Origin of the sequence: Leclercia sp. W17 (genome assembly GCF_003336325.1) — a bacterium.
Lineage (GTDB): Bacteria > Pseudomonadota > Gammaproteobacteria > Enterobacterales > Enterobacteriaceae > Enterobacter.
In genome coordinates, this window is sequence record NZ_CP031101.1 from 2,062,583 (window position 1) to 2,087,833 (window position 25,251).

The following is a 25,251-nucleotide window of genomic DNA, read 5'->3' on the forward strand; positions in this document are numbered from 1 at the left end:
GTGCGCCGGGCAACAGGAGTAAACATGGCAGCGCTGCCCTATATGCAACTCTACATTGCTGATTACCTGGCGGACACCATGCATCTGTCTACTGAAGAGCACGGCGCTTACCTGCTGCTGATGTTCAATTACTGGCAGACAGGAAGACCCATTCCTAAAAACCGGCTGGCAAAAATCGCACGGTTGAGTAACGACCGTTGGAACGCCGTTGAGCCTTCGTTAAAAGAGTTTTTCAACGATAACGGTAGCGAATGGTCGCAAGAGCGAATTGAGCGAGATCTGGAGGCTGTAAAAACCTCACTCAGTCAGAAGTCCGCAGCAGGTAAAGCATCGGCACAGGCAAGAAAAGCCAAAAAAGAAACGAAAGAGCAACGGAGTGACAACGGGTGTTCAACGGGTGTTGATGCTCCGTTGCAACAGGAGGACAACGGAAACCCAACTAATAAAGATACAGATACAGATACAGATACAGATACAGATACAGATACAGATCTAAAAGAAAACCCAGAGAGAGAGGAGCGCGAGCAAAACGAATTTTTGCCACCGTTTGGAAAATTCCCGATCACCAACGACTGGACCCCAGGAGCTGATTTCGTAGGACAAGCTGCGCTATGGGGCATCAACCTTGGCGAGCGTCCGGGTTATACCGCTGTAGAGCTGCAGCAGTTTCGTGATTACTGGCAATGCGAAGGGAAAGTTAAACACCACATTCAGTGGGAGCAGACCTTTGCATCCAGTCTGCAAACATCTCGTGCTAAAGCGGCAGCTCAGGCGAAAGGCCAGCGTCGCCAGCCAGCCCTGACAGTATCGACACCTGATACTGAAATACCACCGGGATTTAGAGGGTAACGATGAAAACAACGAATGACGTTCTGGGCCGCCTTCAGCGACTGATCCCCGATGGCATTCAGCCAAAGTTCACCAACGCCAAGGAGTTGATGGCCTGGCAACAGGAGGAGGGGCGAAAGAGAGCTGCGGAGCTGGAAAAAGAAAATCAGCGCGCACGCTCAGAGAAGATTTTTGGCCGGTCCGGTATTTGCAATCTGCACCGCAATTGCACCTTCGGGAATTACCAGGTGAGCAACGAGGGGCAAAAGAACGCGCTGACCCTGGCAAAGAGCTATGCCCAGAACTTCGGCAGTGGGTTTGCAAGCTTTGTGTTCAGTGGCGGCTGCGGTACCGGGAAGAATCATCTCGCGGCGGCAATAGGCAATTTCCTGCTGCAGCGTGAGCACTCTGTTCTGGTGGTGACCGTTCCTGACCTGATGCTGCGCGCGCGGAAATGCTATGACGAAGGCCAGTCTGAATCTGAGTTGCTGGACGACCTTTGCAAAGTGAGTCTGCTGGTGCTGGATGAGGTCGGGGTACAGCGCGAGACACGTAACGAGTGGGTGCTGCTTAATCAGATTATCGATCGCCGCCTGGCGGCAATGAAACCAGTGGGGGTACTGACAAACCTGAATTTTGATGAGTTATCGAAAACCCTGGGTGAGCGGGTAATGGACCGCCTGACCATGGATAACGGGATCTGGGTGAATTTCGCCTGGGGAAGTTATCGCAAAAATGTTAGCCATTTGCGGCTTGTGAAATAACTAAACGAGTTTTGACCAATGACCAAACAATTAACCCAGAAAGACCAGGTGGCGATTTTTGTGCGCTACCAGCCGAACTGCGCCGTCGGCGACGTTTCCGAAGCGCTGGATATGTCAGGCGCTACAGCAGGCAAACTGCTGCGCGAGCTGAGCGACGATGGAGTGATAACCCGATCCCGTAACAGTGTCCAGTACACCTATACGGCGTTACCACACGCCAATATTCCGGATGTGATCCTTCCGTGCATGGAGGAGAAAAGCGACCCGGTGAAGATGCAGGCGGCTGAGCAGAAAGCGAAGGCGCTGGAAGAAAAGGGACTGTGGCGCCGCGCCGCAGCGGTGTATTCGGATATGTTCGGGATCGCCTGCAGTGCTGTCGAAGTTGCCCGGATCGCCAAACGGCGTAAAGAGTGCCTGCGCCAGGCGGGGAGGGCTTGACTGATGCCGAGACCAAAAACGCATAGCGAGCGCACCCTGTTCATCGCCTGGATTATTGAGCTGGTGAAAAAGCATGGCCGCGCAACGACCAGAGATGTCGCCGCCATGTTCGGCCTGTACCGCACCACCGCCGAGAAATACATCCGGGCTGCCGTGGAGCAGGGGAAACTTATACGTCACGGGCGCTGCGGCGTCTTCCGCGACCAGCGGGCAGTTATCGATTTTGACATGGAACGTTACACGCACCGAGGAGCATCACATGAGTGATTCACTGAACAACAAAGAGCTGGTGGCCGTTGGTCATCAATTTGCGAAGGCTATGAGCAGCGACACGGCGATCATGGACATCGCGAAGATTGTTTCCCGTCTGGCCGAACGGCTGGACTGCGCCACCCTGGCACTGCGGGACGCGATGGCTGCTGAGAATGCGGGGCTGAAAGAGTGCACCGTTAATCATGCGCACGCAGTAGAACATTGGAATTCATGGGCAGATGCAGAAGATAAAATCCCGCCCGCGCCAGAAACCCCGGCCACCGACGCCTATCTGGCAGAAGTTCGGGCGCAGGGTGCTGATGCCGTTGCTGACCAGCACAGGAGAAAATATGAAGAACTCAAGCCAATAAACGTATTTTTCGCGAAAGACCACAAAGAAGCGCAGAGGGTTGCCGAATTTGTCGCCGCCCAACTTCGCCAGGGAGACGCCAAATGAGCAAATCATTAAACGCACGATGTATGCGCCGCTGGGAAGTTGAGTTCAAAATCCGTTGCGACTCGAAATATAGCCCATGGTGGCGCAAGCACCATCTGCGCGGATACATCCGAGAGTGCGGCCTGATTACTGCCGACTGCATGGTTGAGCGTATGGCCGAAGATAACGCGTTTGTTGATTATCAGTGTAACAGAGGCGGATGGTCGCCAGAGTTTCCCGCCTGGTACGACGAACGCCGTGAAGCCTACCTGAAAGAAGCGCGGCGCTGCCTCGACAAGACCGCCACCAATGACGAAATCGACGAAGAGATTCAGAACGAGCTGGAGGCGTGGAATGACTGAATTAACCAAAAAGCAGCTGATCACTCGCGCCAAAATGCGCCTTGCAATGGTTGCCGGGTTTCCAGAGAGCCAGCTGGCGCAAATGGATAAATGCCTGGCAGAAATTGCGCTGGAAAGACTGATGGCCCCGGTTGAACCGGTAGTGCCTGATGGTTATGCACTGGTGCCGATTGAGCCGACAATGGCAGTGTTGGACGAGTTCGATTCAATTATCGACCATGGGGCAGAAGACTCAAAAGATGCCTGGAGTAGGCTGCTCGCAGCAGCAGCGCAGCAGGAGGTAAATCCATAAGCGTAATTGTATGGTGATCTGATAATTACCAATGCCCTGTATAAATTTATTATTTTTGTGCAGGGCGTTATTTCATTGACCTTGTAGTGTCGTGGCCTGTGCACTTATTCTTAAGGAAACCTGATGATATTCATGCTATTGGGGCCATATGAAATTCAAAAATAATTATCTGTTACTAGCTCTCATGGGTGCGGCAGGCGTGGCGCAAGCAGATAGCTTCGGTCGTATTATTGAGAACTTAGATCGCCCATATGCTGTAACCGTAAACAAGGATTACGACATAAGGTGTATCTGGACTAAAGACGACAACGGATACCTGCAGAGTGAGAACACTGCGAATGAGGGTACAGGGATATGCTGGGATAAAAAGGCGGTAGATGAGGCTGAAAAACTCAACGAGTCAGGGAAGCTAAAATGGATAACACCTGTCCCTATCGCTGAATTTTATACAGATTTGCATAACGCTTGTTTCTACGGATATATGGGAAAGCATACAGGGAATTGGGAAACCTATCTTGCCGATAAATATGCAAAGATGGTCAGTAAATATCGTGTGCAACCAGAGAAAGTGGGAAAGATCGGAAAGTCTTTCGACTTTGGTAAAGATGTCGCCTCAACAACAAATGATTGCTCGTTCATTGCAAAAAAAATGTTCACGGGAGAATAGTTGTTTTTGATTTTCCATGAACAACCAGCCATAATTACTTCACCAGAGCCTGAACAACTCTGGTGACCTCGCGCCTGGGAGGGGACTTCTAGGCCATGCATTATCTTGCTAAATCAGTAACTTATACATTTTGCTTAAGCATTTTCACCTTCTTTGTCATATGCATTATGCTCGGGATGGAGAAAATTGACATGAGTGACATTGCTATAAGTACACTAGGAGGCGTAATTATTGCACTGATTAATTTGATGAAGGTTTTGATCAAGCAACTCAGTCATGGTACGCCTCGCAATAATTAAAAGCCTCCCCAACAGGGAGGTTTTTTTCGTTCTGAAATACATCCATAAGCCACAATGCCGTCCCGCAGTCTGCTGAGGCGCTGGTACGTGCAAACCTGCCGGAGATGTGCGGAGAGCGGGAACAGGCCACATAACCTACCATACAAGCGATATGGGAATCCCCATATCGACAGCCAGGGCCTCTTTGGAGGCCTTTTTCATGAGCGCACTGTGACGCTGTACTTTCTTTTTTTTCAAATTCGACAGGCATTTTGTGCGCTTAAAACATTGATCAAATTAGCTCACAGGTATACTGTATGAATATACAGTTGATGCAGCGGAGGCAATTATGAAAGTTGAGTTAACCATTGATCGTACTAAAGAACTTCCTAAGGGCGCGGTTCCGGCACTGGAAAAAGAACTATTAAAACGACTCCAGAACCAGTTCGATGATTGCAGTCTGGTGATACGTCGCGCAGGCTCGGATGGGTTAAGTGTTTATGGTAGTGAGAAAGAGGTTAAAAAGACGGTTGAAGAAATCCTTCAGCAGACCTGGGAAAGCGCAGACGACTGGTTTTATTAATACAGCATGCAATTAGTTTCCCGGGTGGAGGGGTGCGGTGAAAGAAACAGAAGAATTACCAAAAAAGGGCTATGCGGTCATCAGATGTCACGATGGGGTTATCGTTGCACGACTGCACACATTTCCGGAATGCGAGCGAGCGTTAATGTACAGACGTGGTAACGAAGTATCGTTTATGCCGCTCCAGCCCGATGAAATTGTAGGAACGCCGACACTCTTCACGCTGATGCTGGAGCGGGCTGGTTATCGCGTTTCGCAGAATTCTGTTACACTCCCGTCATAGGCCTGAACAACCTATACCTGCTGCGCCACTGGAGAGAGACCATGGCGCAAAAACCAATCAAACAGACACTTAAGCAAACACTTAAACTGACCTCTTCCGGGGCCAGCGATTTCTTTTTGCCTGCGCGCTACCAGGTGGCGGCATGAAGAAAACCAGCTTCATTCACACGCAACTCACCTTGAAAGAAGTGGACGAACTCGAGGCCCGCTATCGCGCCAATGACGTGCGCACTGCGCGAAGCCTTGATGTCGATCTTATCCACTGGACGCTCACCGCTTATCTGCCGGAGGCCAATAATGCCCCGCGGCAGGATAAGACCTTCCAGCAAAAGCTCTGGAGGGATGCGTGAAAATCGACAAGCGAGGACGCACTCTATCGGATCTTGCCCTATCAAACATGGGCGTTGGGGGACGTTTTATTCCCAAGCATGGGATGAAAAACACTCCGGAATATCGCGCATGGATCGATATGAAAAATAGATGCCGCAACCCAAATGTTAGCTCCTATCCAAATTATGGCGGTCGCGGGATTTCTGTATGCCAGGAATGGCTCGATAGTTTTTTAGCTTTCTTTGAACATGTTGGTAGCCGGCCTGAAGGCTTTAGTCTCGATAGGATTGACTGTGAAGGTAATTACGAGCCTGGAAACGTTAGATGGGTATCCAGTATCAAGCAGCAAAACAACAAACGGAATAATGTGTTTGTCCTGTATAGAGGTGAAAAGATAACCGCAACCGAATATGCAAGGGCTGTGGGGATTAAGCCTGATACGGTTCATGCTCGTATTCGTCGAGGTGCAAAATTAGAAGGAGCTGTCGTATGCAAATGATTTACGACATTACTCCTGTTGCGAAGCCTCGACAAACGCGCGCCGATAAGTGGAAAAAGCGCCCGGAGGTTCTCCGGTACCGAGCGTTCTGCGATCACGTTCGGCTGCTGGGTGTCGAATTGCCGGAAGCTGGCGCTCACGTTACGTTCATCCTGCCGATGCCACCGAGCTGGAGCAAGAAGAAGCGCCAGGCAATGGCGGGCAAACCCCACCAGCAGAAACCAGACAAAGACAACCTGGAAAAAGCCCTGATGGACGCCATCTATGCGGATGACGCCCATATCTGGGATTCTCGCGTGACGAAGCGCTGGGGTGAAGTAGGGCAGATCATCATCGGGGAGATCGCCTGATGCGCGCCTTACTGAAACCAGTTATCGCTAAGGAGCTGGGCGTTGTGCTGTTGAAGCCCGGCAGCGAGCTGATGCCGATGTTCATTTCAGGGCGCGTGCTGGTGGAGAGCCAGCCTGCCAGCATGAGCAGCTTTGAGACAGGGCGGGTGCCTGATCTGCGTCAGCCGCTGGCGGTTGACCCGGCGCTGCGGCCGTTCTTCCTCCATCAAAAGGTGATCACCGCTGCTGGTGGGCTGGCTGGCCTGGAATACTGGCTCCTGCGCCATGGGGGCGGGGCTTGCCAGTACCAGCTCAGCGATTACCACTATCACGAACTGACCACCATGCGGCACGAGCCCGGCGCGATCCTTCTTTGCGGCCACTGCGACAACCGGCTGCGCGAGCAGTACACCGAACGGCTGGCGGAGCTGGCGCGTCAGAACGTCATCGACTGGGTGCTGGACATTGCCCGGGTGGCGCTGGCGCTCGACAAAACCCGTGAACTATCTCTGGCTGAATTGTGCTGGTGGGCTGTTCGTACCGGCGTCACCGATGCGCTGCCTGAATCCGTTGCCCGCGATGCATTGCGCCTGCCGGCGGAGAAACAAACGTACCGCGAGAGCGAGATCGTACCGTCGGTACCGGCCAGCAGCATCATCGCCGACAAGGCCCGCGCGCTACCTGCAGCACCTGCAACACCTGCAGGTGCGCCACCAGCCATTAAGCCAGTTGTGGGCGTGCTTGTGGATCCCGAATCACCGCAGACCCTGATGAAGCGGCCAAAGCGGACCCGTTGGGAGAACGCAAAGTATCTGGCATGGGTTAAGACGCAGCCCTGTGAATGCTGCGGCCGGCCGTCAGATGATCCACACCATCTCATCGGCTGGGGTCAGGGAGGCATGGCAACGAAGGCGCACGACAGTCTCGTGATCCCCCTGTGCCGCCAGCACCATACCGAACTACATAACGATCCGGTGAAATTCGAGCGTAAGCACGGTACTCAGCCGGAAATGATAATCAGAGTGCTGGACCGGGCCTTTGCGCTCGGCGTTCTGGCTTAAGGAGCAGTACAGGATGACACCACGTCAACGCCGCATTCATATCGAAGGTTTAGGTAAAGCAGCATCTGCACCGCGCAAAAGCTGGCTCGGCAAGTTCACACCCTTAACGTGCGTTCAGTCAGCCTGGATTAAATCCTTGCTGACGGTCTGGGGCGAATGCGTCGGCGGTAAAACCCGCGCGCAATACCGCCTGGAGAATTGCAGCCAGTTCTGGTCTGAGGTAAAGCAATCGGAGTGGTCGGACACTCAGCTGTCGCGCATCACTGAGGCACTGGGGCAGGCGAGGGAGGAGGGGTTCCGTGGCGTACAGGCGGCGTTGCGTGCCCGGTCAATTCTGTGGCCGGTGACCCTGTCAGCGTTAATCGAAGAGAGCGAGCGCCGCGATGATGCTGACTTTATTGAACAGATTATGCTGAATACCTTCGACCTGCACGACCCGGTGTATCTGGTTGGCCTGCAGTTCTACACCTCCCGCAAGAAGATATCCGACATCACGCGAGACTTACAGCAGGTCGCGCCTTGGCTGTCCGTTGACGAAGCCCGTAAGCGTGTGCGCTGGTGCCTTGAAATCTTTCGCGCGAAGGTGTTTCTGGCCGTCCGCCGGCAGATGCAAACTGAGCAAAAGTGAGATGTGTGTTAAATAATTTTAAAATGGAGTTGAAAACGGGCCAGAAAAATGAATAATCCATTCATGCTTGGCAGAGCTGCGCCACGATGGCAGCGTCGAAAAGCCCTTATCAAACATATCCTGAAACCTCGCTTCGGCGGGGTTTTTTCTTTTCTGAGGTCACCGTTTGGTGGCCTTTTCTAATTCAGGCTCCCGGAACCCCCATCACTCGTCTTGTCGTTAATTCATCCGGAGAGCCTGATCCTTTCCCACATAACACCCGCGAACCAGCGAGGTGAGAGAAATGAAAATGCATAATGACCCTCACTCCTGGACGGAGTTAATTGATCTGCTCCATAGCTGGTGGCGTGGTGAAACACCCATTGGCGCTGTGCTGCTGTCGGTTGTAATGGCAGTGCTGAGAATTGCCTACGGCGGCGGTGGCTGGAAAAAGATGCTGCTGGAAGGACTGATGTGCGGTGCCATGACGTTAACTGCTGTATCCGCTCTGGATTACGTCAACCTTCCGCAAACTCTCTCCATTGCAATCGGCGGGGCGCTGGGCTTTGTAGGCGTCGAACAGGTCCGTTCGGTGGCAAACCGAGTTATCAACGTCCGCTTTGGTGGCGACACCAAGTAAGGAACCCTATGAATCAGGCACAATTTCAAAAGGCGGCTGGTATCAGCGCCGAATTAGCTGCGCGCTGGTATCCGCATATCGACGCAGCAATGAAAGAGTTCGGCATCACCGCAGTTAACGATCAGGCCATGTTCATCGCGCAGCTGGGCCACGAGTCGGCAGGCTTTACCTCGCTGGTGGAGAACTTCAACTATTCGGTAGACGGCCTGAAGAGAACCTTCGGTAAACGCCTGACGCCGTATCAGTGCGAGATGCTGGGCCGGATCGACAATAAGCAGACCGCCCACCAGCCGCAGATCGCCAACCTGGTTTACGGTGGCCGCATGGGCAACACAGCTGAGGGCGACGGCTGGAAATATCGTGGCCGTGGCCTGCTGCAGATCACCGGGCGTGAGAACTACACTAAATGCGGTGCGGCCCTGAAACTGGATCTGGTAAGCGCGCCGGAACTGCTGGTGCAGGAGCGTCACGCAGCACGCTCGGCGGCCTGGTTCTTCGCATTACGCGGTTGCCTGATGTATTCCGGCGATATCGTACGGGTCACCCAGATCATCAACGGTGGGCAGAATGGGGTGGCTGACCGGAAGGTGCGTTACAGCCGGGCGCTGGCGGCGCTGTCATGAAGCTGCGATACGTTCTGCTGGCGCTGGTGGTCGCTATCTCGTTAACTGGGGCGATGGCCTGGCGTTCTGGCTGGAGCGCACATGCTGACCATATCAACGCGCTAGCGGCAAAGAAGAAAGAGAACGCCGAGAAAGCCATTCAGCCGGTAGAAGAGAAAGCCGCCGCGGCCACCGCCGAGGGCAAAGTGATTTACCGAACCATTACCCGCGACGTGGTGAAATATGTTCAGTCTCCGGATCGTACTGTGTGCCAGTTTGACGATGATGCTGTGCAGCTGCGCCAGCGTGCCATCGACGCTGCCAACTCCATCAGCGGATTTGATGCAGGAGCCGTGCAGAGGAAGTAATGCTGGCACCAATAGCGATGACGATCTGCAGGCTGATATCGAAACTGCGGAATGCCTGCGCCAGTTGCGCCTCAATATGTATCGCTGGCAGTCCTGGTATGTCGCGATAAAATGAAAATAGAATATCGCAATAGTTCCCTCTGTGGTTGAGTAACAAATGTCAACGCTGTCATAAAATGAATATTTGAAACTTAAATAATATTGTGTAGCTGTGGCTGTGATGGTAATTTCAAAGCCTTTGAACAAATGATTCTGAGGTTGGCATGGGAAGAGGTGTTGTAGCATTGCCTTTTGAGGTTCAGCAATGCGAAGATGGCTTTATAATTGGTGAAGCACTTTCTGCATTACAACTTAATTATTTTGCGCTGTATTGGGATAAAATAGCGGTACCAAAAAACAGATTCATAGGTCATGGTCTCTTCGACGGTAAAGAATTTATAGAATGCGGTTTACTTACCAGGCCTGTAATCGAATGGCGTTCTTTTGGGGCTGAAGAATTTCCTAGATTGCACTTACAATCACAGGTACAAGTTACAGATCACTTAAGGGGTACTGATAAGACAACGGCTTGGAGCATTCACCAGACTGGGGATAACTCTTTATTACTGGCTGATGCTTCAGTTTCAAAGGAAACTGTACGATTAGAGTTAGAAAATCTTTTACCTGTACCTGATGCAGGTGTTCCTCTGCATGAAATATTGGAATTCAAACATCGAAGAAAAGATGAACTGCAAGCGCTACACGCATATTGTGATGAGTTGTACTTCGAGATAATTAATTCAGGTGATCCTACTCTTCAGGCTGCAAAGACTTTCACAAAGCTTAAGCAGGCAATTTCTGACTTAGAAAAACTAAATGCTGAAGGGTGGCGAAGTCCTATAAAATTTGATCTTGATATATCACCAGAATTTGATTTATCAAATATTCGAGCTGGAATCGCGACAATATTGGGTGCTTTTAGCTCCCCACACATTCTTGAGACAGTAAGTGCAGGGGCGGTGATTGCGGTTCTGGAAGGGTTTGTAAAAATTAAACCTCGCCTTCAAAGCATGAGAAATGGTGCGAATACAAATCTCGCCTACATCTCTAAGGCTCGTGTCGAGGGTTTTTATAAGTGAGGTGAGCATGCCCATATCTTGGTATGGAAAAAAAATGGGATCCGCCTACTTACTCATAACTATAGGATCATTCATACAGTTCTGGTTTCCTAACGCGACATGGGTGCTGATTCCCCTTGTAGCCTTGCTCTTCGGTTTTGCCCGAGAAAAAAACTGAATGCTTATTTCCAATATCAGATTGAAAAACATAACCGCCTCTGGGCGGTTTTTTAGCATTACAGCAGGCATTCACTGAGTGCCTGTGATAATGCCAAATGAATAGAGGCGGGAATCATTTCCCGCCTGAATTGTTAAAAGCTGCGAGGAGCGGTGGATAGCACAGCTGAAATTTCGTCTTTCGATAAATTCCAGCTACGGTTCACGGCGTCAATTTTTTTATATTCATTGAGCATTGCGCTATATAGATGCTCGGTATGTGAGTGTGTATCGGCGATTGGTTGTTGTTGCTCAGAGTAGCGATTGAATTTCTGATACGCCTCAATGATGCTGAAGTAATCGCTTTCATTATTGCCATCAAAGCCGGGAATCTGGATGTCCCCATCATGGATTTTAAGGTGATGATCTTTCGTCAATGCTATCTGCTCATCTTCATTAAGCTTTCTAAATGCATTAGAAAGGCCACGATACATGTCCAAAACGGATGTTACGAAATCACGGTCCTCTTTACTGGGTTCATCGCTGTCCAGCCACGAGTGGTGGGCTTGCAATACCCACGTATTGCCTGACGAAACAGCATACTTAACTATCTCTGGATCAATATCAGTTTTGATACCCAGGTGAATGGCAATATCGCACAACATGATGGTGTTGATTTTATCTTTAAAATCCATGAAGTAACCCTCTGAAGTAAAAGGATAATATCAGCACATCTTTGCTCGTTAAGTCTATAGATCTAGCTCACATCAACATCAAATACCTGCATGAACATTCGTGGGACGATTCTGTGTGCAAACCCATCACGAGGTGTAAGGAGGGGTCATTATGCCGCCACGCACACCAAAGGCCTGTCGCGTTCGCGGCTGCCGCTCGACAACAACAGACCCATCAGGCTTCTGCGAGGGGCACAAGGGCGAGGGCTGGAAGCAGTATAAGCCCGGTCAGACACGACACCAGCGCGGCTACGGCACGAAATGGGAGATCATACGCGCGCGGATCCTGAAGCGTGACAAAGGGCTGTGCCAGGAGCATCTGAAGCAGGGGGTTGCCAAGTCTGCGTCATGCGTTGACCACATCACACCTAAGGCGCACGGCGGCACTGACGCCGATGCGAACCTGCAGAGCCTGTGCTGGTCCTGTCATGCCAAGAAGACCGCGCGCGACCGCATTAAGTGAGAGTGATTCTCGATTGCATCGAGCCGGGGGAGGGGGTGGTCAAATCCCTGAGGCCGACCGCCTTCCGGACTGCCCGCCTCCTCGTTTTTTTATACCCGCGAAAAATCAAATTTAACCAGGAGTGTCGCTTATGGCTGGAACGGCGGGGCGTTCCGGGCGCCGCCCAAAGCCAACGGCGCGCAAGGAGCTGGCCGGAAACCCCGGTAAGCGAGCCCTGAATAAAGAAGAGCCGGTGTTCACCCCCATCAAGGGCGTGGCGCCGCCGGACTGGTTTGAAGAAGAGAATCTGCCGCTCGCGGCGATCATGTGGGAGCTGACCACAAAAGAATTATGCGGGCAGGGCCTGATCTGTGTCACCGATCTCGCGGTGCTCGAGCGCTGGTGTGTCGCGTACGAGTTCTGGCGCCGGGCGGTAAAGAATATCGCTGTGGAAGGTCTGTCCATAACCGGTGCGATGGGCGGCAAGATAAAGAACCCTGAGCTGACTGCGAAGAAAGAACAGGAATCGGAGATGAGTTCTACCGGTTCAATGCTGGGCCTCGACCCTAGCAGTCGCCAGCGTCTGGTCGGGCTTGCCGGTCAGAAGAAAACCTCCAACCCATTCCTGAAGATGATCAGCTCATGAGCCGGAAATCGTATCCCAACGTTAACGCCGCGAATCAGTATGCCCGCAACGTTGTGCGGGGGAAGATCCCGGCGTGCCAGTATGTCATTCAGGCCTGCCAGCGCCATATCGACGATATGGCTCAGGAGAAAAGCCGAAAATTCCGGTACCGCTTTGACAAAGACATTGCGGAGAAGGCCGCGAAGTTTATCCAGCTGCTGCCGCACACCAAAGGGGAGTGGGCATTCAAGCGGATGCCGATCACCCTGGAACCCTGGCAGCTCTTTATCATCTGCTGTGCCTTTGGCTGGGTGCAGAAGGGGACAAGGCTTCGCCGTTTCCGGGAGGTTTATACCGAGATCCCCCGCAAGAATGGCAAGTCGGCGATCTCTGCTGGCGTGGCGCTCTACTGCTTCACCTGTGACAACGAGTTCGGTGCTGAGGTCTATTCTGGCGCCACAACAGAAAAGCAGGCGTGGGAAGTATTCCGCCCTGCGCGCCTGATGTGCAAACGCACCCCACTGTTAGTGGAGGCGTTCGGCATCGAGGTCAACGCTTCAAACCTGAACCGGCCGGAGGACGGCGCCCGCTTCGAGCCGCTGATCGGCAACCCCGGCGACGGGGCCTCGCCACACTGCGCGATAGTCGATGAATATCACGAGCACCCGACCGATGCGCTCTACACCACGATGCTAACGGGTATGGGTGCCCGTCGGCAGCCGCTAATGTGGGCAATCACCACGGCGGGCTACAACATCGAGGGGCCCTGCTACGACAAGCGGCGAGAAGTGATTGAAATGCTGAACGGCTCGGTGCCCAACGAGGAGCTGTTCGGCGTGGTTTATACAGTCGATGAAGGTGACGACTGGACCGACCCGAAGGTACTGGAGAAGGCAAACCCGAATATGGGGGTGTCGGTCTACCGCGACTTCCTGCTGAGCCAGCAACAGCGCGCTATCAATAATGCCCGCCAGGCGGGTGTGTTCAAAACGAAGCACCTCAATATCTGGGTCGCTGCCCGGGCCGCGTTCTTCAACCTGGTATCCTGGCAGAACTGCGAAGACAAGACGCTGACGCTGGAACAGTTCGAGGGGCAACCCTGCGTGCTGGCCTTCGACCTGGCGCGCAAACTGGACATGAACAGCATGCCGCGACTGTTTACCCGGGAGATTGACGGGAAAACACATTATTACTGCGTGGCGCCGCGGTTCTGGGTGCCGTATGACACGGTGTACAGCGTCGAAAAAAACGAAGATCGCCGGACTGCTGAGCGATTTCAAAAATGGGTAGAGATGGGGTTACTGACGGTAACTGACGGGGCGGAGGTGGATTACCGCTACATCCTTGAAGAGGCGAAGGCGGCGAATAAGCTGAACCCGGTCAGTGAGTCACCGATTGATCCATTTGGCGCAACCGGCCTTTCACACGATCTGGCCGATGAAGGGCTAAACCCTGTAACCATCATCCAGAACTACACCAACATGTCTGACCCGATGAAGGAGCTGGAAGCCGCCATTGAGTCGGGGCGTTTTCATCACGACGGCAACCCGATCATGAGCTGGTGTATCAGTAACGTCGTCGGCAAGTATCTGCCTGGTAACGACGATGTGGTTAAACCCATCAAAGAGCAGAACGAAAACAAAATCGACGGCGCGGTTGCGCTGATTATGGCGATCGGGCGGGCAATGCTCAAAGAGCCTGGTGATTTCCTTTCATCTCTCGATTCAGACGAAGAGTTCTTAATTCTATGAAATCACTTATCACCGATGTAATCGGGCTGGCCGGTTACGGCCTGCTCACGTCCGGATTTTACCTGCAGTTCGGGTTGGCTCCGGCACTGATGTTCTCCGGCGGACTCCTGCTGGTGGCGGCACTGGTTATGGCCAGAAGGGGGAAGCGTGCTGCTTGATTCTCTGTTCAGAAGTGAGTCGCTCGAAAATCCCGGTACGCCAATAACCGGTGATGCAGTTGATATGGAGGGATTATTCAGGGCGGATGTATACGTAAGCCCTGAAACGGCGATGAAGCTGGCGGCGGTGTATGCCTGTATTTACGTTCTGTCATCAAACCTCGCGCAGATGCCGCTGCATGTCATGCGAAAGCACAACGGCAGGGTCGAGCCAGCGCGGGATCATCCGGCGTTTTATTTGGTTCACGATGAGCCGAACACCTGGCAGACCAGCTATAAGTGGCGCGAACTGAAGCAACGTCACATCCTCGGCTGGGGCAATGGGTACACCTGGGTTAAGCGCAGCCGCCGCGGTGAAGTGACCTCCCTCGATTGCTGCATGCCGTGGGAAACGAACCTGATTAATACCGGCGGGCGCTACACCTACGGGCTCTACAACGAAGAGGGGGCTTTTGCCATCAGCCCCGACGACATGATCCACATCCGGGCGCTGGGAAATAACCAGAAAATGGGCCTCAGTCCGGTGATGCAGCACGCCGAAACAATTGGCATGGGCATGAGCGGGCAGAAGTATACGGAAAGCTTCTTCAGCGGAAATGCCCGCCCGGCCGGGATCGTGTCCGTTAAAAGCGCGCTCAACAAAGATAGCTGGGGCTGGCTTAAAGAACAGTGGCAGAAGGCGTCGCAGGCATTACGCAGCCAGGAAAACAAAACCATGCTCTTGCCTGCGGATCTGGATTACAAGGCGCTGACTGTGTCGCCGATTGACGCCCAGATCATCGACATGTCAAAGCTCAACCGCTCGATGATTGCCGGGATCTTTAACGTGCCGGCGCACATGATCAACGACCTGGAAAAAGCCTCATTCAGCAACATCACGCAGCAGGCCATTCAGTTTGTCCGCTACTCAATGATGCCTTGGGTGACGAACTGGGAGCAGGAGCTTAACCGCCGCCTGTTTACCCGTGCCGAACTGGCCGCCGGGTATTACGTCCGGTTTAACCTTACTGGCCTGTTACGCGGCACCCCGCAGGAACGCGCGCAGTTCTACCACTTTGCGATCACCGATGGCTGGATGAGCCGCAACGAAGCCCGCGCTTTCGAGGATATGAACCCGGTCGACGGCCTGGACGAAATGCTCGTCAGCGTAAACGCCGCCAACCCGGCGGACGATTTCAAAACCACCAAAACCGAAAAGGAAAAAACCGATGAGTGATCGCGAGACTCGCTGTTACAGCGGTGAGGTCCGAGCCGAACAGCTGGGGGAACAGCCCACGCGCATTATCGGTTACGGATCGGTGTTTAACAGCCGCTCCGAACCCCTCTGGGGATTCCGCGAGATTATTAAACCCGGCGCTTTCGATGACGTGCTGGGTGACGATATCCGCGGGCTGTTTAACCATGACCCGAACTTTATTCTCGGGCGCAGCGCTTCCGGTACGTTGAGCGTCAGTGTCGATGATAAAGGGCTTCGCTACGACATCGCGGCCCCTGACACTCAGACCATCCGTGATCTGGTGCTGGCACCGATGATGCGCGGCGATATCACTCAGTCGTCTTTCGCATTCAGGATCGCCCACGATGGCGAGCACTGGTATCAGGACGATGAGGGCATCGTCATTCGCGAGATTAACCGCTTTTCCCGGCTCTTTGATGTAAGCCCGGTGACCTATCCGGCCTATCAGGATGCCGATTCCGGAGTTCGCTCCATGAAAGCCTGGCAGGAGGCGCGCGACAGCGGCGCGCTGGCGCAAGCCATTAACCAACGAACGGCGCGCGAGCGCATGCTGACTCTTCTTAACGCGTAAGGAAAAACCATGAAATTGCATGAACTGAAGCAAAAACGTAACACCATTGCCCGCGAGATGCGTGCTCTGCATGAGGGGATCCCTGAAAATACCACCTGGACTGAAGAGCAGCGCACTCAGTGGAATAAAGCAAAACACGAGCTGGATGCTCTCGATGAACAAATCGGCCGCGAAGAAGAGCTGCGCCGTCACGATCAGAGCTACATTGACGAGCAGGAGCCGGAGCAGCGTCAGCGCCAGATTAACCCGGAGAAGCAGGCAGACGAGCGCCGCGCCGCGGCATTTGATCGCCTTCTCCGCCATGGCTTCGGTGAACTCACCGCCGAAGAGCGCCAGGCCGTTAAAGAGCTGCGCGCGCAGGGTACGTCTCCTGATGACAAAGGCGGCTATACCGTCCCTACCCAGATGCGTAACACCATCATTGATGCGATGAAGGCTTACGGCGGGATCGCGAGCGTTGCCCAGATTCTTAATACCTCGAACGGTCAGGATATTACCTGGTCCACTTCTGACGGGACCGCTGAAGAAGGCGAGCTGCTCGCTGAAAACACTGCGGCCAGTGAAGGTGATGTGACCTTCGGTACGGCGATCCTGGGTGCCAAAAAGCTGTCATCCAAAATCATCCGCGTCTCTAACGAACTGCTGCAGGACAGCGGCGTAGATATTGAAGCATACCTGGCGGGGCGTATTGCACAGCGTATTGGCCGAGGCGAAGCTAAGTACCTGGTCCAGGGTACGGGTGCAGGCACACCGCTGCAGCCAAAGGGACTCGCGGCTTCAGTAACCGGGACAGTGTCTGCAGCGGCGGCAGCAACCTTCACCTGGCAGGAAATGAACAACCTGAAACACGCGATTGATCCGGCATACCGCAGCGGACCTAAATTCCGTTGGGCATTTAATGACGGCACTCTTCAGGTCATTGAAGAGATGGTTGATGATCAGAAACGCCCGCTGTGGCTGCCGGATGTTGTTGGCGGTTCCCCGGCGACCGTTCTGGGTATTCCGTATGTGATCGATCAGGCAATTGATGCGGCGGCGGCGAGTAAGAAATTTATTTTCCTGGGTGATTTTAATCGCTTCATCGTTCGCCGCGTTTCCTATATGACCCTCAAGCGCCTGGTTGAACGTTACGCCGAATATGATCAGACCGCGTTCCTGGCGTTCCACCGCTTCGACTGTGTGTTGGAAGATACCGCAGCCATTAAAGCACTGGTGGGTAAAGCGCCGTAATTTATAGAACTGCGATAACGAATGCCGCGAAAGCGGTTTTTTTATGCCCGCAATCTGATGGTTGCGGGCTGGAGAAAGGCCATGGCACTAACCATTGACGAGTGCAAAGTGCAATGCCGTATTGATGGCGACGATCCTGGGGATAAACAGCTTCTGGAGATCTACATCGGTGCGGCGCGTCGTAAGGCTGAGAGCTACACGAATCGCCAGCTCTATGATGATGCGCTTCCAACAAATGATCCGGATGGGTTGGTTATCAAAGATGACGTCAAACTGGCGCTTATGCTGCTGGTGGGGCACTGGTACGAAAACAGAGAGCCAGTGAACATCGGCAATATCGTGTCGACGCTGCCATTTGGCTTTGAGTCTCTTCTTGAACCTTACCGATTCATTGCGCTGTAGGAGGTGATATGCAGGCAGGCAGGCTGCGGCACCGCGTCATCATTCAGAATTATGTAACCATCCGATCCCCCTCCGGTCAGCCCGTTGAGCAATGGTCTGATGGTGAAACGGTATGGGGTGAAGTTCTGGCGGTCAGTGGCCGCGAGCAGCTTTCCGCCGGCGCTGAGTCGCCTGAGGCAACAGTCAGGGTATGGATGCGTTTTCGTAAGGACATATCGGCCGCTTCACGGCTAAAGATACTAACGGGACCGCTTGCCGGCGCGCTGCTTAACGTTGTTGGCCAACCAATTCCTGACAGGAAGGGCGCTCGCCTGGAAATTCTTTGCAAGAGAGGTACTGAAAAGTGATCGATCTAAATCTGGACTTCTCAGGGCTTGAGGATATCGCCCGCGACCTTACCCGGCTGAGCAAAGCTGAGAACAACAAAGTGCTTCGTGATGCCACTCGGGCTGGCGCTGGCATATTGCGTGAGGAGGTTATTGGCCGGGCTCCGGTGGATACCGGAAAACTACGACGAAATGTAGTGGTGGTAACACAGCGTGGCCGAAGCGGAGAAATCACGTCTGGGGTCCATATCAGAGGCGTTAACCCCCGAACTGGCGGAAGCGACAATACGATGAAGGCATCCAACCCACGCAACGCTTTTTACTGGCGCTTTGTGGAACTCGGCACGTCCAAACTGGCACCTCATCCATTCGTCAGGCCCGCTTATGATGCCCGTGAGGATGAAGCTTATGCAGCTGCGGTTCAGCGCATGAATCAGGCGATCGATAAGGTGCTGAGCAAATGACTGAAGCTGATCTTTATCTGCCGCTTTCCAGCCTGGCTGGCGGACAGGTTTACCCATACGTCGCACCTTTATCGCCGGATGGGAATGTCTCGATCTCACCTCCCTGGCTGGTCTTCTCACTGCCGCAGGAAAATTCTGCTGATGTGTTCTGTGGCGCCGCAGAGTCAATGACCACCATTCAGATCGATGTTTATGCGTTAACTGTGGACGGCGCGCGAGAACTCCGTCGCCTTGCCATTGAAGCGCTTACTCCTCTCGGCATCACCGAGATCCGTAAATATCAGGATTACGAACCGGACTCCCAACTTTATCGCTCCACATTTGAGGCCAGCGTAACCTGGTAAGCCGACAACTTTACAATCACCCGCTCCGGCGGGTTTCTTATTTTCAGGAGACAGCCAATGAGCTCTCAGTATGAGAAATCGCAGGGTACGAAGATAGAGATCACTTCGGTACCCGCCACACCCGTTACGGTAGATACCGCCACCTTCCTGCCGCTGAATTGCACACTTAAAGAGGCGCAGTTCACCGCGGGGCAGAAGCAGGATATTGACGTTACAACCCTGTGCTCTGACGAGCAGGAAAATATCAATGGCCTGGCTGCTGCCTCTGAGATGTCTCTTTCTGGGAACTTCAAAGAAAACCCAGGGCAGGCAGCGCTGCGTGATGCTTACGACAATGACACCGTGTACGGCTTCCGCATCACTTTCCCATCCGGTGTAGGTTTCCAGTTTTTTGCTGAAGTACGCCAGCACACGTGGTCATCAGGTACAAACGGCGTTGTCGCCGCTACGTTCGCGCTACGCCTGAAAGGTAAGCCAACCCGCATCGTGGCGCCGCCAGCAGTTGCCCTGGCATTCACCACCGATCTGCCAGCAACCAAAGTTGCTGCGGTTGGCGATGACTTTTCGCTTGGCGTAGTGGTTACCGGCGGTACACCGCCATACCGTTATGACTGGTATAAAAACGGCGCTCATTCCGGCCTGAGTAATGCTACAACCACTATTGATTTTGATAATGCACAGGCGACAGCAAGCGGTCACCGGCAGGTGATCGTTACTGACTCCGTGGGCACCACCATTGTCTCCACTGTTTGTGACGTCGAAATCAGCTAACCGGAGCGCCGGGTAACCGGCGAAAAAAGTTATGGGTAAAAATATTCGCGAACTGGCGCTGGCCAGACTGTCTGGGTTCCGGAACAAAACTGAATCCGTAAAAGAGTGGGGTGGCGCCAGGGTGATCCTGCGCGAGCCATCAGCAGAAGCCTGGCTCCGCTGGCAAGAGATCGTTAAAGAGAGCGATGAAGAGCTTTCCGTCTCCGAGAAGGCCATGCGTAACCTGCGTGCCGACGTGACGCTGTTTATCGATGTGGTCTGTGACGAAAATCAGGAGCCCGTTTTTACGCCTGAAGATGCCGAAGAGGTGCAGGGCGTATACGGCCCGGTTCACTCCCGACTGCTGAAGCAGGCTCTGGATCTGATAACCAGCAGCGACGACGCCAAAAAAAAGTAGCCACGCCGGGCATGAAGTTTCTGATGGCGCTAGCTCTGCGGATGGGGCGTACCCTGGCGGAGCTGCGCCAAACCATGGCCCCCAGTGAATTACTTATGTGGGCTGAATACGATCGTATCAGCCCGGTCGGGGATGTCCGGGCCGATATTCATAATGCCCAGCTTGTTTCGGCAATCTATGGGGCGCAGGGCTTTAAAGTGCCTATAGACGAAGCAGTCATTCAGTGGGCGGGTGATGCGGAAGGGGCCAGCCAAAAGGATCCATTCGCAGGATTGGAAGCCGCATTTACTGTCGCTGCACAGTGACAAATAAATTATAAAACAATAGGATCGGCTCCTATTTTTTATGCTTTGGTAAGAAAAATGAAGAAGATAGTACTGTGTTTAATGATTTTGGGTTTCAGCTGTACATCAAACGCCACACAAACTCTGAATCCATTGGAGCCAAGCGAGTTGCAGACCTATGCCTCTACAATTTGCGCTGAGCACGCCAACCCAGAGCTTTGCAAAAGGGCATTTTTTAAATTTATGGGTTACGTCAAAACAAACGATGACTATTACTCTTTTTGTCAGAAGCAAAAAGAGTCAGGCATGACCGTTAATCTTGAATCATGTAATAAGTCTCGAGCCCTAAGAGATTTCATAGACAAAGTTTCCGATTAATTTATAACCTTAAAAAACCTGCTCAGCAGGTTTTTTTTCGCCTGGAGAATAGTAATGGCAACATTACGTGAGTTGATTATTAAAATATCCGCCAATTCGCAATCATTCCAGACGGAAATATCTCGAGCCTCCCGCATGGGGGCTGATTACTACAAAACCATGCAGAACGGTGGACGGCAGGCTGCGGCCGCTTCACGCGAAACCCGCACAGCCCTGGCTGAAGTGTCGGCTCAACTTAATGAAACAAAATCTGCAGCAATGGGCTTGGGTGGGGCTTTTGCTGGTGCGTTCGCAACCCAACAGCTGATCAACTATGCCGATACCTGGACGCAGCTCAATAGTCGCCTGAAACTTGCCTCGGGCAGCGCTGAAGAGTTCACTCAGAACCAGCGTGTACTGATGGATATTAGCCAGCGCACAGGAACTAGTGTTGAGGCAAATACCAATATGTTTTCGCGCATGTCGTCGTCGCTTAAGCAGTTGGGTTATACAGCCTCCGATACAGCAAAGATTACGGAGCTGGTGGCCACGACACTCAGACTTTCTGGTGCCGGTGCGAGCGAAGCCTCTGCGGTGATCACCCAGTTCGGTCAGTCGATGGCGTCGGGCGTGCTGCGCGGGGATGAGTTTAACTCAATTATGGAGAACGGCGGGCGGTTCGCCCAGGCGCTGGCTGATGGCCTTGGCGTTAACGTCGGGCAGTTGCGCGCAATGGCGGAGGCAGGGCAACTTACGGCAAACACTGTGATGCCGGCTTTGCTTGGCCAGCTGTCTAGGGTACGAGCTGAGGGTGCCCAGATGGGCGCTACCGTCGCGGCATCCGCGCAGCGTGTGGAAAACGCCTTTATGGCCTGGGTCGGTGGTGCCAATGAGGCGAGCGGTGCAACCAGTTCCCTGGCCGGCGGACTCGACTCCCTCGCCGAAAATATTGATTCAGTGGCAACAGCTGCAGGTGCACTGGTTGCCGTCGGGCTGGCGAGATATCTTGGTGGCATTGTATCAGGTACCGCATCAGCGACCGCTGGCGTGTTGAATGCCGCTAAAAGCGAGGTCGCCCTGGCCGAAGCCCAAGTGAGAGGAACGCAGATAAGCACGGCGCGTTCTCGCGCAGCTGTCTATCGCGCCCAGCAGGCGCTGGTGGCCGCACGTGGTACAGACGCTCAGGCGGCGGCAGAAAAACGTCTTTCAGCTACCCAGCAGTCATTGAGCCGCAACATTGCCGCCAGGACGGCCGCGCAGAGCGCGCTGAATAACGTGACAGCCGTTGGTTCCAGATTAATGGGGGGCGCGCTGGGGCTTATAGGTGGAGTGCCCGGCCTGGTGATGCTGGGTGCTGGCGCATGGTACACAATGTACCTTAACCAGGAGGAAGCGCGGCGATCTGCTCAGGAATATGCCAGTCAAATTGATCAGATCAGGGCCAAGACCGCACAGATGTCTTTGTCCGAGACGGACACAAATCGCAGTAAAACGGTGGATGCCCTTGTTGAGCAAAACCGACTAATCTCCGAGCAGGCCGAAAAAGTCAAATCAGTAACGTCCCAGATTAATGATTTGAACTCTGCGCGCGGTAAGCCGGGGATAACCAGCGAGAACGAGCAGAATATTTTGAAGGCCATTGCCATCGCTACAAGTCAGTTAAGCGTTGAAGAGGGCCGGCTGAATGAATTGCGCGGGAAATCTCAGGGTATACAACAAACTCTGGAAGAAATTGAGCGGCGCCGTAATGACTTAATTCGTGAGCAGGCATGGCAGCAAAATGCTGTTTATCAATCGCTCATCATGATGAATGGTCAGCATACAGAATTTAACCGCCTTCTGGGTCTTGGTAACAGTCTGCTGGCAGCACGACAGGGTTTGGCCGTAACGCCGATGCGAATTCCACAAGCTGAAATTAGCGGAAAACAGGCGGATGCGTTAGAGAAGGCAAGGCAGGACCTTGAGCTGTCAAAACTCAAAGGCGAAGCGCGCGAGCGAGCGCGTCTTGGTTTTTCTGCTGATGCTCTTGGCCTCACCAGCGATCCCGAATTCCAGACTGCCCGACAGAATTACATTGGCACAAGTCTGGAAGCCTGGCGCAATAACGAGGCCAGCAAACCTGAGAAAAAAACGCCCAAGTCTGACGAGCAAAAAGCATCAGAGAAGCTGGAAGAAACCTATAAGCGGCTTATCAGTCAGCAACAGGAGCAGATCGCTCTATCCGGTCAAAGCACTGATCTCGCCAAAACAAAATACCAGGTTACCCGAGGTGAATTGGCCGCTTTAACTGAAAGCCAAAAGGCCGAACTGCTGCGTAATTCCGCTGCGCTTGATCACCTCAATGCAGTTGAACGTCTGAAATCTCTGAATGAGGAATTACTGAAGCCAGAGGAGGCGCTGCTAAACACTACCAAGGAACGTATCAAGTTGCTGCGGGAGGCCGCACCTGCGACTGAAGAATACCGTAAAACCATGGAGCGCATCTCCAAGGCGTCGGTTCAGGAAGCGCCCAAGTTCGGTGGTATCGATGCGTCTGTCGGCGGCGCGAGTGGCGAACTCATCCGGGTTGCGGAGGCGCAAAAAGAACTGGATAAATGGCACTCTACTCAACTTGAAATGCAGAAAAAATTGCTCGATGAGAAAGAGATCAACGAGCAAACCTATGCCGACCGTGTTGCTGAAATTAATAAGACGAACGCCACACGGCTTGAGGATATTCAGGCCGGTTACACATCAGCCAGCCTTTCCATGTTCTCAGATCTCGCTGGCCAGTCGGCGCAACTGCTGCAGAGCATCGGTCAGGAAGGCAGTCTCGCTTACAAAACATTGTTCATTGCCAGCAAGGCCGCTGCTATGGCCCAGGCCGTGATCAACACCGAGCTGGCAGCAACTAAAGCTATGGCTGAAGGCGGCATGATTATGGGGATCCCGGCGGCAACCGCGATTCGCGCAGTAGGCTACGCCTCAGTGGCCATGATTGCCGGGCAGACACTCGCAGGCATGGCGCACGACGGGATTGACCGGGTGCCGGAAACAGGCACGTGGTTACTGCAAAAGGGAGAACGCGTGGTCACGGCCAGCACGTCGGCCAAGCTTGACGCGACCCTGGAGAGGGTGCAGCAGTCACGGCAGGCTTCTGCAGGCGGCACCTTCCATATTCAAAATTCATTCACCGGCAAACCCGACGACGCGACGTTAATGGCTATCGACCAGCGGAACCGGCAATTAGCCGTTTCGCTCCGTAAAGAACTGGCCTCCCAGGTTGTCAAACCTGACGGGGACTTTGGCCGGGCGCTGCAGTCCGTTTACCCGAACCGGAGACGAGGATAATGGCAGATATTGTCTACCCACATGATTACCTGCCAATGCCGCTGCAGGATGGATATGGCTTCAAACCTGTCAGCCCCCTAAAGCGAACTGAAACCACATCCGGCCGCGCCCGGCAGCGGCGAAAATATACGTCAACACCGACCATTGCCAACGTGAACTGGATTTTCACGAAGCATAATCAGGCACAGCTTTTTGAAGCCTGGTTTCGTGATGCGCTAACAGATGGGGCCGCATGGTTTCTGATGAGACTGCAAACCCCGCTGGGCTGCCAGCAAACGTACAAATGCCGTTTCACCGACATTTATGAGGGGCCAACGCTGGTTTCTCCAAAATATTGGCGTTACAGCGCTCAGCTTGAATTATGGGAACGTCCTTTGCTTCCGCCAGGTTGGGGGCTTTTCCCTGAACTGGTGGCGGGATCCGATATTATCGATCTGGCTTTGAATAAGGAGTGGCCAGAAGCATGACCAGCGCAGTTCTCAACCGGCTTTATGCATCCGGCGGCGATGAGGTGATTCTGGACACGCTGCAAATCACCGTTGGTGGTCAGGATTACTGGCTGACCCGCGGTTGGAACGACATAACCGTTACCCTGGAAACGGGCAGCGAGGCGACATTCACCGGTTCTGCCATTGATGTGGCGCTGCCAGCGCGCAACGCCGACGGCACGCAGGATCTTAAATTCGCCATCAGCAATATCGACGGCATTGTATCAACGGCGATCCGTAATGCGCTCGACAATTTGAGCAATGCATCACTGACCTTTCGACGGTATGTTTCCACTGATTTGTCGGCTCCCGCGTCACCGCCGTTCACCCTGGCGATCAAAGAGGGTTCTTGGACTGCAACAGAGGTGCAGATCACCGCTGGCTACATGAATATTCTCGATACATCGTGGCCGCGCTACCGTTACACACTGACGGACTTCCCGGGCCTTCGTTACCTCCAGTAGGACAT

At 53.4% G+C, this 25,251-nt stretch carries 36 protein-coding genes and 1 pseudogene; 36 read left to right on the forward strand and 1 reads right to left on the reverse strand.

What is annotated here, in order from left to right:
* Window positions 1-24 precede the first annotated feature (24 nt).
* From DVA44_RS10130 to DVA44_RS10220, 19 genes and pseudogenes are all read left to right on the forward strand, one after another.
* Window positions 25-849, forward strand: a complete 825-nt coding sequence (locus DVA44_RS10130; protein ID WP_114386553.1) for a DUF1376 domain-containing protein — start codon at window positions 25-27, stop codon at window positions 847-849.
* Between the two features lie 2 nt (window positions 850-851).
* A complete protein-coding gene (locus DVA44_RS10135) occupies window positions 852-1,592 on the forward strand; it encodes an ATP-binding protein (protein WP_114386555.1) in 741 nt (246 codons plus the stop codon).
* Window positions 1,593-1,610: 18 nt separating this feature from the next.
* Entirely contained in the window at window positions 1,611-2,030 is a 420-nt protein-coding gene (locus DVA44_RS10140; protein WP_114386557.1) for a PerC family transcriptional regulator, read from the forward strand.
* A gap of 3 nt (window positions 2,031-2,033) precedes the next feature.
* Window positions 2,034-2,273: pseudogene (locus DVA44_RS10145) on the forward strand (DUF977 family protein); the annotation flags it as partial.
* A gap of 16 nt (window positions 2,274-2,289) precedes the next feature.
* On the forward strand, window positions 2,290-2,739 hold the full coding sequence (locus DVA44_RS10150; RefSeq protein ID WP_114386561.1) for a hypothetical protein: 450 nt from the start codon (window positions 2,290-2,292) through the stop codon (window positions 2,737-2,739).
* The gene (locus DVA44_RS10155) at window positions 2,736-3,080 is read left to right on the forward strand and encodes a hypothetical protein (RefSeq protein ID WP_114386563.1); all 345 of its coding nucleotides are present in this window, start codon (window positions 2,736-2,738) and stop codon (window positions 3,078-3,080) included. Before DVA44_RS10150 ends, DVA44_RS10155 begins: the two co-directional genes overlap by 4 nt.
* On the forward strand, window positions 3,073-3,372 hold the full coding sequence (locus tag DVA44_RS10160) for a hypothetical protein (protein ID WP_114386565.1): 300 nt from the start codon (window positions 3,073-3,075) through the stop codon (window positions 3,370-3,372). Before DVA44_RS10155 ends, DVA44_RS10160 begins: the two co-directional genes overlap by 8 nt.
* A gap of 148 nt (window positions 3,373-3,520) precedes the next feature.
* Window positions 3,521-4,039: a hypothetical protein gene (locus DVA44_RS10165; RefSeq protein ID WP_114386567.1), complete on the forward strand. Its 519-nt coding sequence runs from the start codon at window positions 3,521-3,523 to the stop codon at window positions 4,037-4,039.
* A gap of 627 nt (window positions 4,040-4,666) precedes the next feature.
* Window positions 4,667-4,900, forward strand: coding sequence for a DinI-like family protein (locus DVA44_RS10175; RefSeq protein ID WP_114386571.1), 234 nt, complete (start codon window positions 4,667-4,669; stop codon window positions 4,898-4,900).
* A 37-nt stretch (window positions 4,901-4,937) separates the two neighbouring features.
* Window positions 4,938-5,183, forward strand: a complete 246-nt coding sequence (locus tag DVA44_RS10180) for a hypothetical protein (RefSeq protein ID WP_114386572.1) — start codon at window positions 4,938-4,940, stop codon at window positions 5,181-5,183.
* A 142-nt stretch (window positions 5,184-5,325) separates the two neighbouring features.
* Window positions 5,326-5,532 carry a hypothetical protein gene (locus tag DVA44_RS10185; RefSeq protein ID WP_114386573.1) on the forward strand — a complete coding sequence of 69 codons (207 nt, stop codon included), beginning with the start codon at window positions 5,326-5,328 and terminating at the stop codon, window positions 5,530-5,532.
* Window positions 5,529-6,011: an AsnC family protein gene (locus tag DVA44_RS25535; RefSeq protein WP_139157094.1), complete on the forward strand. Its 483-nt coding sequence runs from the start codon at window positions 5,529-5,531 to the stop codon at window positions 6,009-6,011. Before DVA44_RS10185 ends, DVA44_RS25535 begins: the two co-directional genes overlap by 4 nt.
* Entirely contained in the window at window positions 6,002-6,361 is a 360-nt protein-coding gene (locus DVA44_RS10190) for a RusA family crossover junction endodeoxyribonuclease (RefSeq protein ID WP_114386574.1), read from the forward strand. Before DVA44_RS25535 ends, DVA44_RS10190 begins: the two co-directional genes overlap by 10 nt.
* Window positions 6,361-7,401, forward strand: a complete 1,041-nt coding sequence (locus DVA44_RS10195) for a DUF968 domain-containing protein (protein WP_114386575.1) — start codon at window positions 6,361-6,363, stop codon at window positions 7,399-7,401. Before DVA44_RS10190 ends, DVA44_RS10195 begins: the two co-directional genes overlap by 1 nt.
* A 13-nt stretch (window positions 7,402-7,414) precedes the next feature.
* Window positions 7,415-8,029 (forward strand): hypothetical protein, encoded by a 615-nt coding sequence (locus DVA44_RS10200; RefSeq protein WP_114386576.1) that lies wholly within the window; start codon window positions 7,415-7,417, stop codon window positions 8,027-8,029.
* Window positions 8,030-8,312: 283 nt separating this feature from the next.
* Window positions 8,313-8,648 (forward strand): phage holin, lambda family, encoded by a 336-nt coding sequence (locus tag DVA44_RS10205; RefSeq protein ID WP_114386577.1) that lies wholly within the window; start codon window positions 8,313-8,315, stop codon window positions 8,646-8,648.
* Window positions 8,649-8,656: 8 nt separating this feature from the next.
* On the forward strand, window positions 8,657-9,271 hold the full coding sequence (locus tag DVA44_RS10210; protein ID WP_114386578.1) for a glycoside hydrolase family 19 protein: 615 nt from the start codon (window positions 8,657-8,659) through the stop codon (window positions 9,269-9,271).
* Entirely contained in the window at window positions 9,268-9,618 is a 351-nt protein-coding gene (locus tag DVA44_RS10215) for a hypothetical protein (RefSeq protein WP_114386579.1), read from the forward strand. Before DVA44_RS10210 ends, DVA44_RS10215 begins: the two co-directional genes overlap by 4 nt.
* A gap of 263 nt (window positions 9,619-9,881) precedes the next feature.
* Window positions 9,882-10,736 (forward strand): DUF6236 family protein, encoded by an 855-nt coding sequence (locus DVA44_RS10220; protein WP_114386581.1) that lies wholly within the window; start codon window positions 9,882-9,884, stop codon window positions 10,734-10,736.
* Between the two features lie 290 nt (window positions 10,737-11,026).
* Here the strand turns inward: DVA44_RS10220 and DVA44_RS10230 are convergent, their stop codons facing one another.
* Entirely contained in the window at window positions 11,027-11,566 is a 540-nt protein-coding gene (locus tag DVA44_RS10230; RefSeq protein WP_114386585.1) for a YfbU family protein, read from the reverse strand.
* Between the two features lie 151 nt (window positions 11,567-11,717).
* Here DVA44_RS10230 and DVA44_RS10235 point away from each other — a divergent pair, with 151 nt between their 5' ends.
* The 17 genes from DVA44_RS10235 (at window position 11,718) to DVA44_RS10315 (ending at window position 25,246) form a co-directional block, all read left to right on the forward strand.
* Window positions 11,718-12,068 (forward strand): HNH endonuclease, encoded by a 351-nt coding sequence (locus DVA44_RS10235; RefSeq protein ID WP_114386587.1) that lies wholly within the window; start codon window positions 11,718-11,720, stop codon window positions 12,066-12,068.
* 130 nt (window positions 12,069-12,198) lie between these two features.
* Window positions 12,199-12,693, forward strand: coding sequence for a phage terminase small subunit P27 family (locus DVA44_RS10240; protein ID WP_139157095.1), 495 nt, complete (start codon window positions 12,199-12,201; stop codon window positions 12,691-12,693).
* Entirely contained in the window at window positions 12,690-14,423 is a 1,734-nt protein-coding gene (locus DVA44_RS10245) for a terminase large subunit (RefSeq protein ID WP_114386591.1), read from the forward strand. The genes DVA44_RS10240 and DVA44_RS10245 overlap by 4 nt, the downstream gene beginning before the upstream one ends.
* Window positions 14,420-14,581, forward strand: coding sequence for a hypothetical protein (locus DVA44_RS25665; protein WP_165718220.1), 162 nt, complete (start codon window positions 14,420-14,422; stop codon window positions 14,579-14,581). Before DVA44_RS10245 ends, DVA44_RS25665 begins: the two co-directional genes overlap by 4 nt.
* Entirely contained in the window at window positions 14,571-15,797 is a 1,227-nt protein-coding gene (locus DVA44_RS10250; RefSeq protein ID WP_114386593.1) for a phage portal protein, read from the forward strand. Before DVA44_RS25665 ends, DVA44_RS10250 begins: the two co-directional genes overlap by 11 nt.
* A complete protein-coding gene (locus tag DVA44_RS10255; protein WP_114386596.1) occupies window positions 15,790-16,389 on the forward strand; it encodes an HK97 family phage prohead protease in 600 nt (199 codons plus the stop codon). Before DVA44_RS10250 ends, DVA44_RS10255 begins: the two co-directional genes overlap by 8 nt.
* Window positions 16,390-16,398: 9 nt before the next feature.
* On the forward strand, window positions 16,399-17,619 hold the full coding sequence (locus DVA44_RS10260; protein WP_114386598.1) for a phage major capsid protein: 1,221 nt from the start codon (window positions 16,399-16,401) through the stop codon (window positions 17,617-17,619).
* Window positions 17,620-17,700: 81 nt separating this feature from the next.
* Window positions 17,701-18,021: a head-tail connector protein gene (locus DVA44_RS10265; RefSeq protein WP_114388399.1), complete on the forward strand. Its 321-nt coding sequence runs from the start codon at window positions 17,701-17,703 to the stop codon at window positions 18,019-18,021.
* Between the two features lie 8 nt (window positions 18,022-18,029).
* Window positions 18,030-18,368: a phage head closure protein gene (locus DVA44_RS10270; RefSeq protein ID WP_114386600.1), complete on the forward strand. Its 339-nt coding sequence runs from the start codon at window positions 18,030-18,032 to the stop codon at window positions 18,366-18,368.
* On the forward strand, window positions 18,365-18,811 hold the full coding sequence (locus tag DVA44_RS10275; protein WP_114386602.1) for an HK97-gp10 family putative phage morphogenesis protein: 447 nt from the start codon (window positions 18,365-18,367) through the stop codon (window positions 18,809-18,811). The genes DVA44_RS10270 and DVA44_RS10275 overlap by 4 nt, the downstream gene beginning before the upstream one ends.
* Window positions 18,808-19,155 (forward strand): DUF3168 domain-containing protein, encoded by a 348-nt coding sequence (locus DVA44_RS10280; RefSeq protein WP_114386604.1) that lies wholly within the window; start codon window positions 18,808-18,810, stop codon window positions 19,153-19,155. Before DVA44_RS10275 ends, DVA44_RS10280 begins: the two co-directional genes overlap by 4 nt.
* 57 nt (window positions 19,156-19,212) lie before the next feature.
* Window positions 19,213-19,926: a phage tail tube protein gene (locus DVA44_RS10285; RefSeq protein ID WP_114386606.1), complete on the forward strand. Its 714-nt coding sequence runs from the start codon at window positions 19,213-19,215 to the stop codon at window positions 19,924-19,926.
* Between the two features lie 31 nt (window positions 19,927-19,957).
* Window positions 19,958-20,323, forward strand: coding sequence for a phage tail assembly chaperone (locus DVA44_RS10290; RefSeq protein WP_114386608.1), 366 nt, complete (start codon window positions 19,958-19,960; stop codon window positions 20,321-20,323).
* A gap of 11 nt (window positions 20,324-20,334) precedes the next feature.
* The gene (locus DVA44_RS10295) at window positions 20,335-20,628 is read left to right on the forward strand and encodes a DUF4035 domain-containing protein (RefSeq protein WP_210405531.1); all 294 of its coding nucleotides are present in this window, start codon (window positions 20,335-20,337) and stop codon (window positions 20,626-20,628) included.
* Between the two features lie 411 nt (window positions 20,629-21,039).
* Window positions 21,040-24,294, forward strand: a complete 3,255-nt coding sequence (locus DVA44_RS10305; protein ID WP_114386612.1) for a phage tail tape measure protein — start codon at window positions 21,040-21,042, stop codon at window positions 24,292-24,294.
* A complete protein-coding gene (locus DVA44_RS10310; RefSeq protein WP_114386614.1) occupies window positions 24,294-24,761 on the forward strand; it encodes a hypothetical protein in 468 nt (155 codons plus the stop codon). The genes DVA44_RS10305 and DVA44_RS10310 overlap by 1 nt, the downstream gene beginning before the upstream one ends.
* The gene (locus tag DVA44_RS10315; RefSeq protein WP_114386616.1) at window positions 24,758-25,246 is read left to right on the forward strand and encodes a DUF1833 family protein; all 489 of its coding nucleotides are present in this window, start codon (window positions 24,758-24,760) and stop codon (window positions 25,244-25,246) included. Before DVA44_RS10310 ends, DVA44_RS10315 begins: the two co-directional genes overlap by 4 nt.
* The last annotated feature ends 5 nt before the right edge of the window (window positions 25,247-25,251 follow it).

Excerpts from the sequence above, each read along its gene's own strand:
- DVA44_RS10130 (WP_114386553.1), top strand. The coding sequence starts at position 25 with ATGGCAGCGCTGCCCTATATGCAACTCTACATTGCTGATTACCTGGCG.
- DVA44_RS10135 (WP_114386555.1), top strand. The coding sequence starts at position 852 with ATGAAAACAACGAATGACGTTCTGGGCCGCCTTCAGCGACTGATCCCC.
- DVA44_RS10140 (WP_114386557.1), top strand. The coding sequence starts at position 1,611 with ATGACCAAACAATTAACCCAGAAAGACCAGGTGGCGATTTTTGTGCGC.
- DVA44_RS10150 (WP_114386561.1), top strand. The coding sequence starts at position 2,290 with ATGAGTGATTCACTGAACAACAAAGAGCTGGTGGCCGTTGGTCATCAA.
- DVA44_RS10155 (WP_114386563.1), top strand. The coding sequence starts at position 2,736 with ATGAGCAAATCATTAAACGCACGATGTATGCGCCGCTGGGAAGTTGAG.
- DVA44_RS10160 (WP_114386565.1), top strand. The coding sequence starts at position 3,073 with ATGACTGAATTAACCAAAAAGCAGCTGATCACTCGCGCCAAAATGCGC.
- DVA44_RS10165 (WP_114386567.1), top strand. The coding sequence starts at position 3,521 with ATGAAATTCAAAAATAATTATCTGTTACTAGCTCTCATGGGTGCGGCA.
- DVA44_RS10175 (WP_114386571.1), top strand. The coding sequence starts at position 4,667 with ATGAAAGTTGAGTTAACCATTGATCGTACTAAAGAACTTCCTAAGGGC.
- DVA44_RS10185 (WP_114386573.1), top strand. The coding sequence starts at position 5,326 with ATGAAGAAAACCAGCTTCATTCACACGCAACTCACCTTGAAAGAAGTG.
- DVA44_RS10190 (WP_114386574.1), top strand. The coding sequence starts at position 6,002 with ATGCAAATGATTTACGACATTACTCCTGTTGCGAAGCCTCGACAAACG.
- DVA44_RS10195 (WP_114386575.1), top strand. The coding sequence starts at position 6,361 with ATGCGCGCCTTACTGAAACCAGTTATCGCTAAGGAGCTGGGCGTTGTG.
- DVA44_RS10200 (WP_114386576.1), top strand. The coding sequence starts at position 7,415 with ATGACACCACGTCAACGCCGCATTCATATCGAAGGTTTAGGTAAAGCA.
- DVA44_RS10205 (WP_114386577.1), top strand. The coding sequence starts at position 8,313 with ATGAAAATGCATAATGACCCTCACTCCTGGACGGAGTTAATTGATCTG.
- DVA44_RS10210 (WP_114386578.1), top strand. The coding sequence starts at position 8,657 with ATGAATCAGGCACAATTTCAAAAGGCGGCTGGTATCAGCGCCGAATTA.
- DVA44_RS10215 (WP_114386579.1), top strand. The coding sequence starts at position 9,268 with ATGAAGCTGCGATACGTTCTGCTGGCGCTGGTGGTCGCTATCTCGTTA.
- DVA44_RS10220 (WP_114386581.1), top strand. The coding sequence starts at position 9,882 with ATGGGAAGAGGTGTTGTAGCATTGCCTTTTGAGGTTCAGCAATGCGAA.
- DVA44_RS10230 (WP_114386585.1), bottom strand. The coding sequence starts at position 11,566 with ATGGATTTTAAAGATAAAATCAACACCATCATGTTGTGCGATATTGCC.
- DVA44_RS10235 (WP_114386587.1), top strand. The coding sequence starts at position 11,718 with ATGCCGCCACGCACACCAAAGGCCTGTCGCGTTCGCGGCTGCCGCTCG.
- DVA44_RS10240 (WP_139157095.1), top strand. The coding sequence starts at position 12,199 with ATGGCTGGAACGGCGGGGCGTTCCGGGCGCCGCCCAAAGCCAACGGCG.
- DVA44_RS10245 (WP_114386591.1), top strand. The coding sequence starts at position 12,690 with ATGAGCCGGAAATCGTATCCCAACGTTAACGCCGCGAATCAGTATGCC.
- DVA44_RS25665 (WP_165718220.1), top strand. The coding sequence starts at position 14,420 with ATGAAATCACTTATCACCGATGTAATCGGGCTGGCCGGTTACGGCCTG.
- DVA44_RS10255 (WP_114386596.1), top strand. The coding sequence starts at position 15,790 with ATGAGTGATCGCGAGACTCGCTGTTACAGCGGTGAGGTCCGAGCCGAA.
- DVA44_RS10260 (WP_114386598.1), top strand. The coding sequence starts at position 16,399 with ATGAAATTGCATGAACTGAAGCAAAAACGTAACACCATTGCCCGCGAG.
- DVA44_RS10265 (WP_114388399.1), top strand. The coding sequence starts at position 17,701 with ATGGCACTAACCATTGACGAGTGCAAAGTGCAATGCCGTATTGATGGC.
- DVA44_RS10270 (WP_114386600.1), top strand. The coding sequence starts at position 18,030 with ATGCAGGCAGGCAGGCTGCGGCACCGCGTCATCATTCAGAATTATGTA.
- DVA44_RS10280 (WP_114386604.1), top strand. The coding sequence starts at position 18,808 with ATGACTGAAGCTGATCTTTATCTGCCGCTTTCCAGCCTGGCTGGCGGA.
- DVA44_RS10285 (WP_114386606.1), top strand. The coding sequence starts at position 19,213 with ATGAGCTCTCAGTATGAGAAATCGCAGGGTACGAAGATAGAGATCACT.
- DVA44_RS10290 (WP_114386608.1), top strand. The coding sequence starts at position 19,958 with ATGGGTAAAAATATTCGCGAACTGGCGCTGGCCAGACTGTCTGGGTTC.
- DVA44_RS10295 (WP_210405531.1), top strand. The coding sequence starts at position 20,335 with ATGAAGTTTCTGATGGCGCTAGCTCTGCGGATGGGGCGTACCCTGGCG.
- DVA44_RS10305 (WP_114386612.1), top strand. The coding sequence starts at position 21,040 with ATGGCAACATTACGTGAGTTGATTATTAAAATATCCGCCAATTCGCAA.
- DVA44_RS10310 (WP_114386614.1), top strand. The coding sequence starts at position 24,294 with ATGGCAGATATTGTCTACCCACATGATTACCTGCCAATGCCGCTGCAG.
- DVA44_RS10315 (WP_114386616.1), top strand. The coding sequence starts at position 24,758 with ATGACCAGCGCAGTTCTCAACCGGCTTTATGCATCCGGCGGCGATGAG.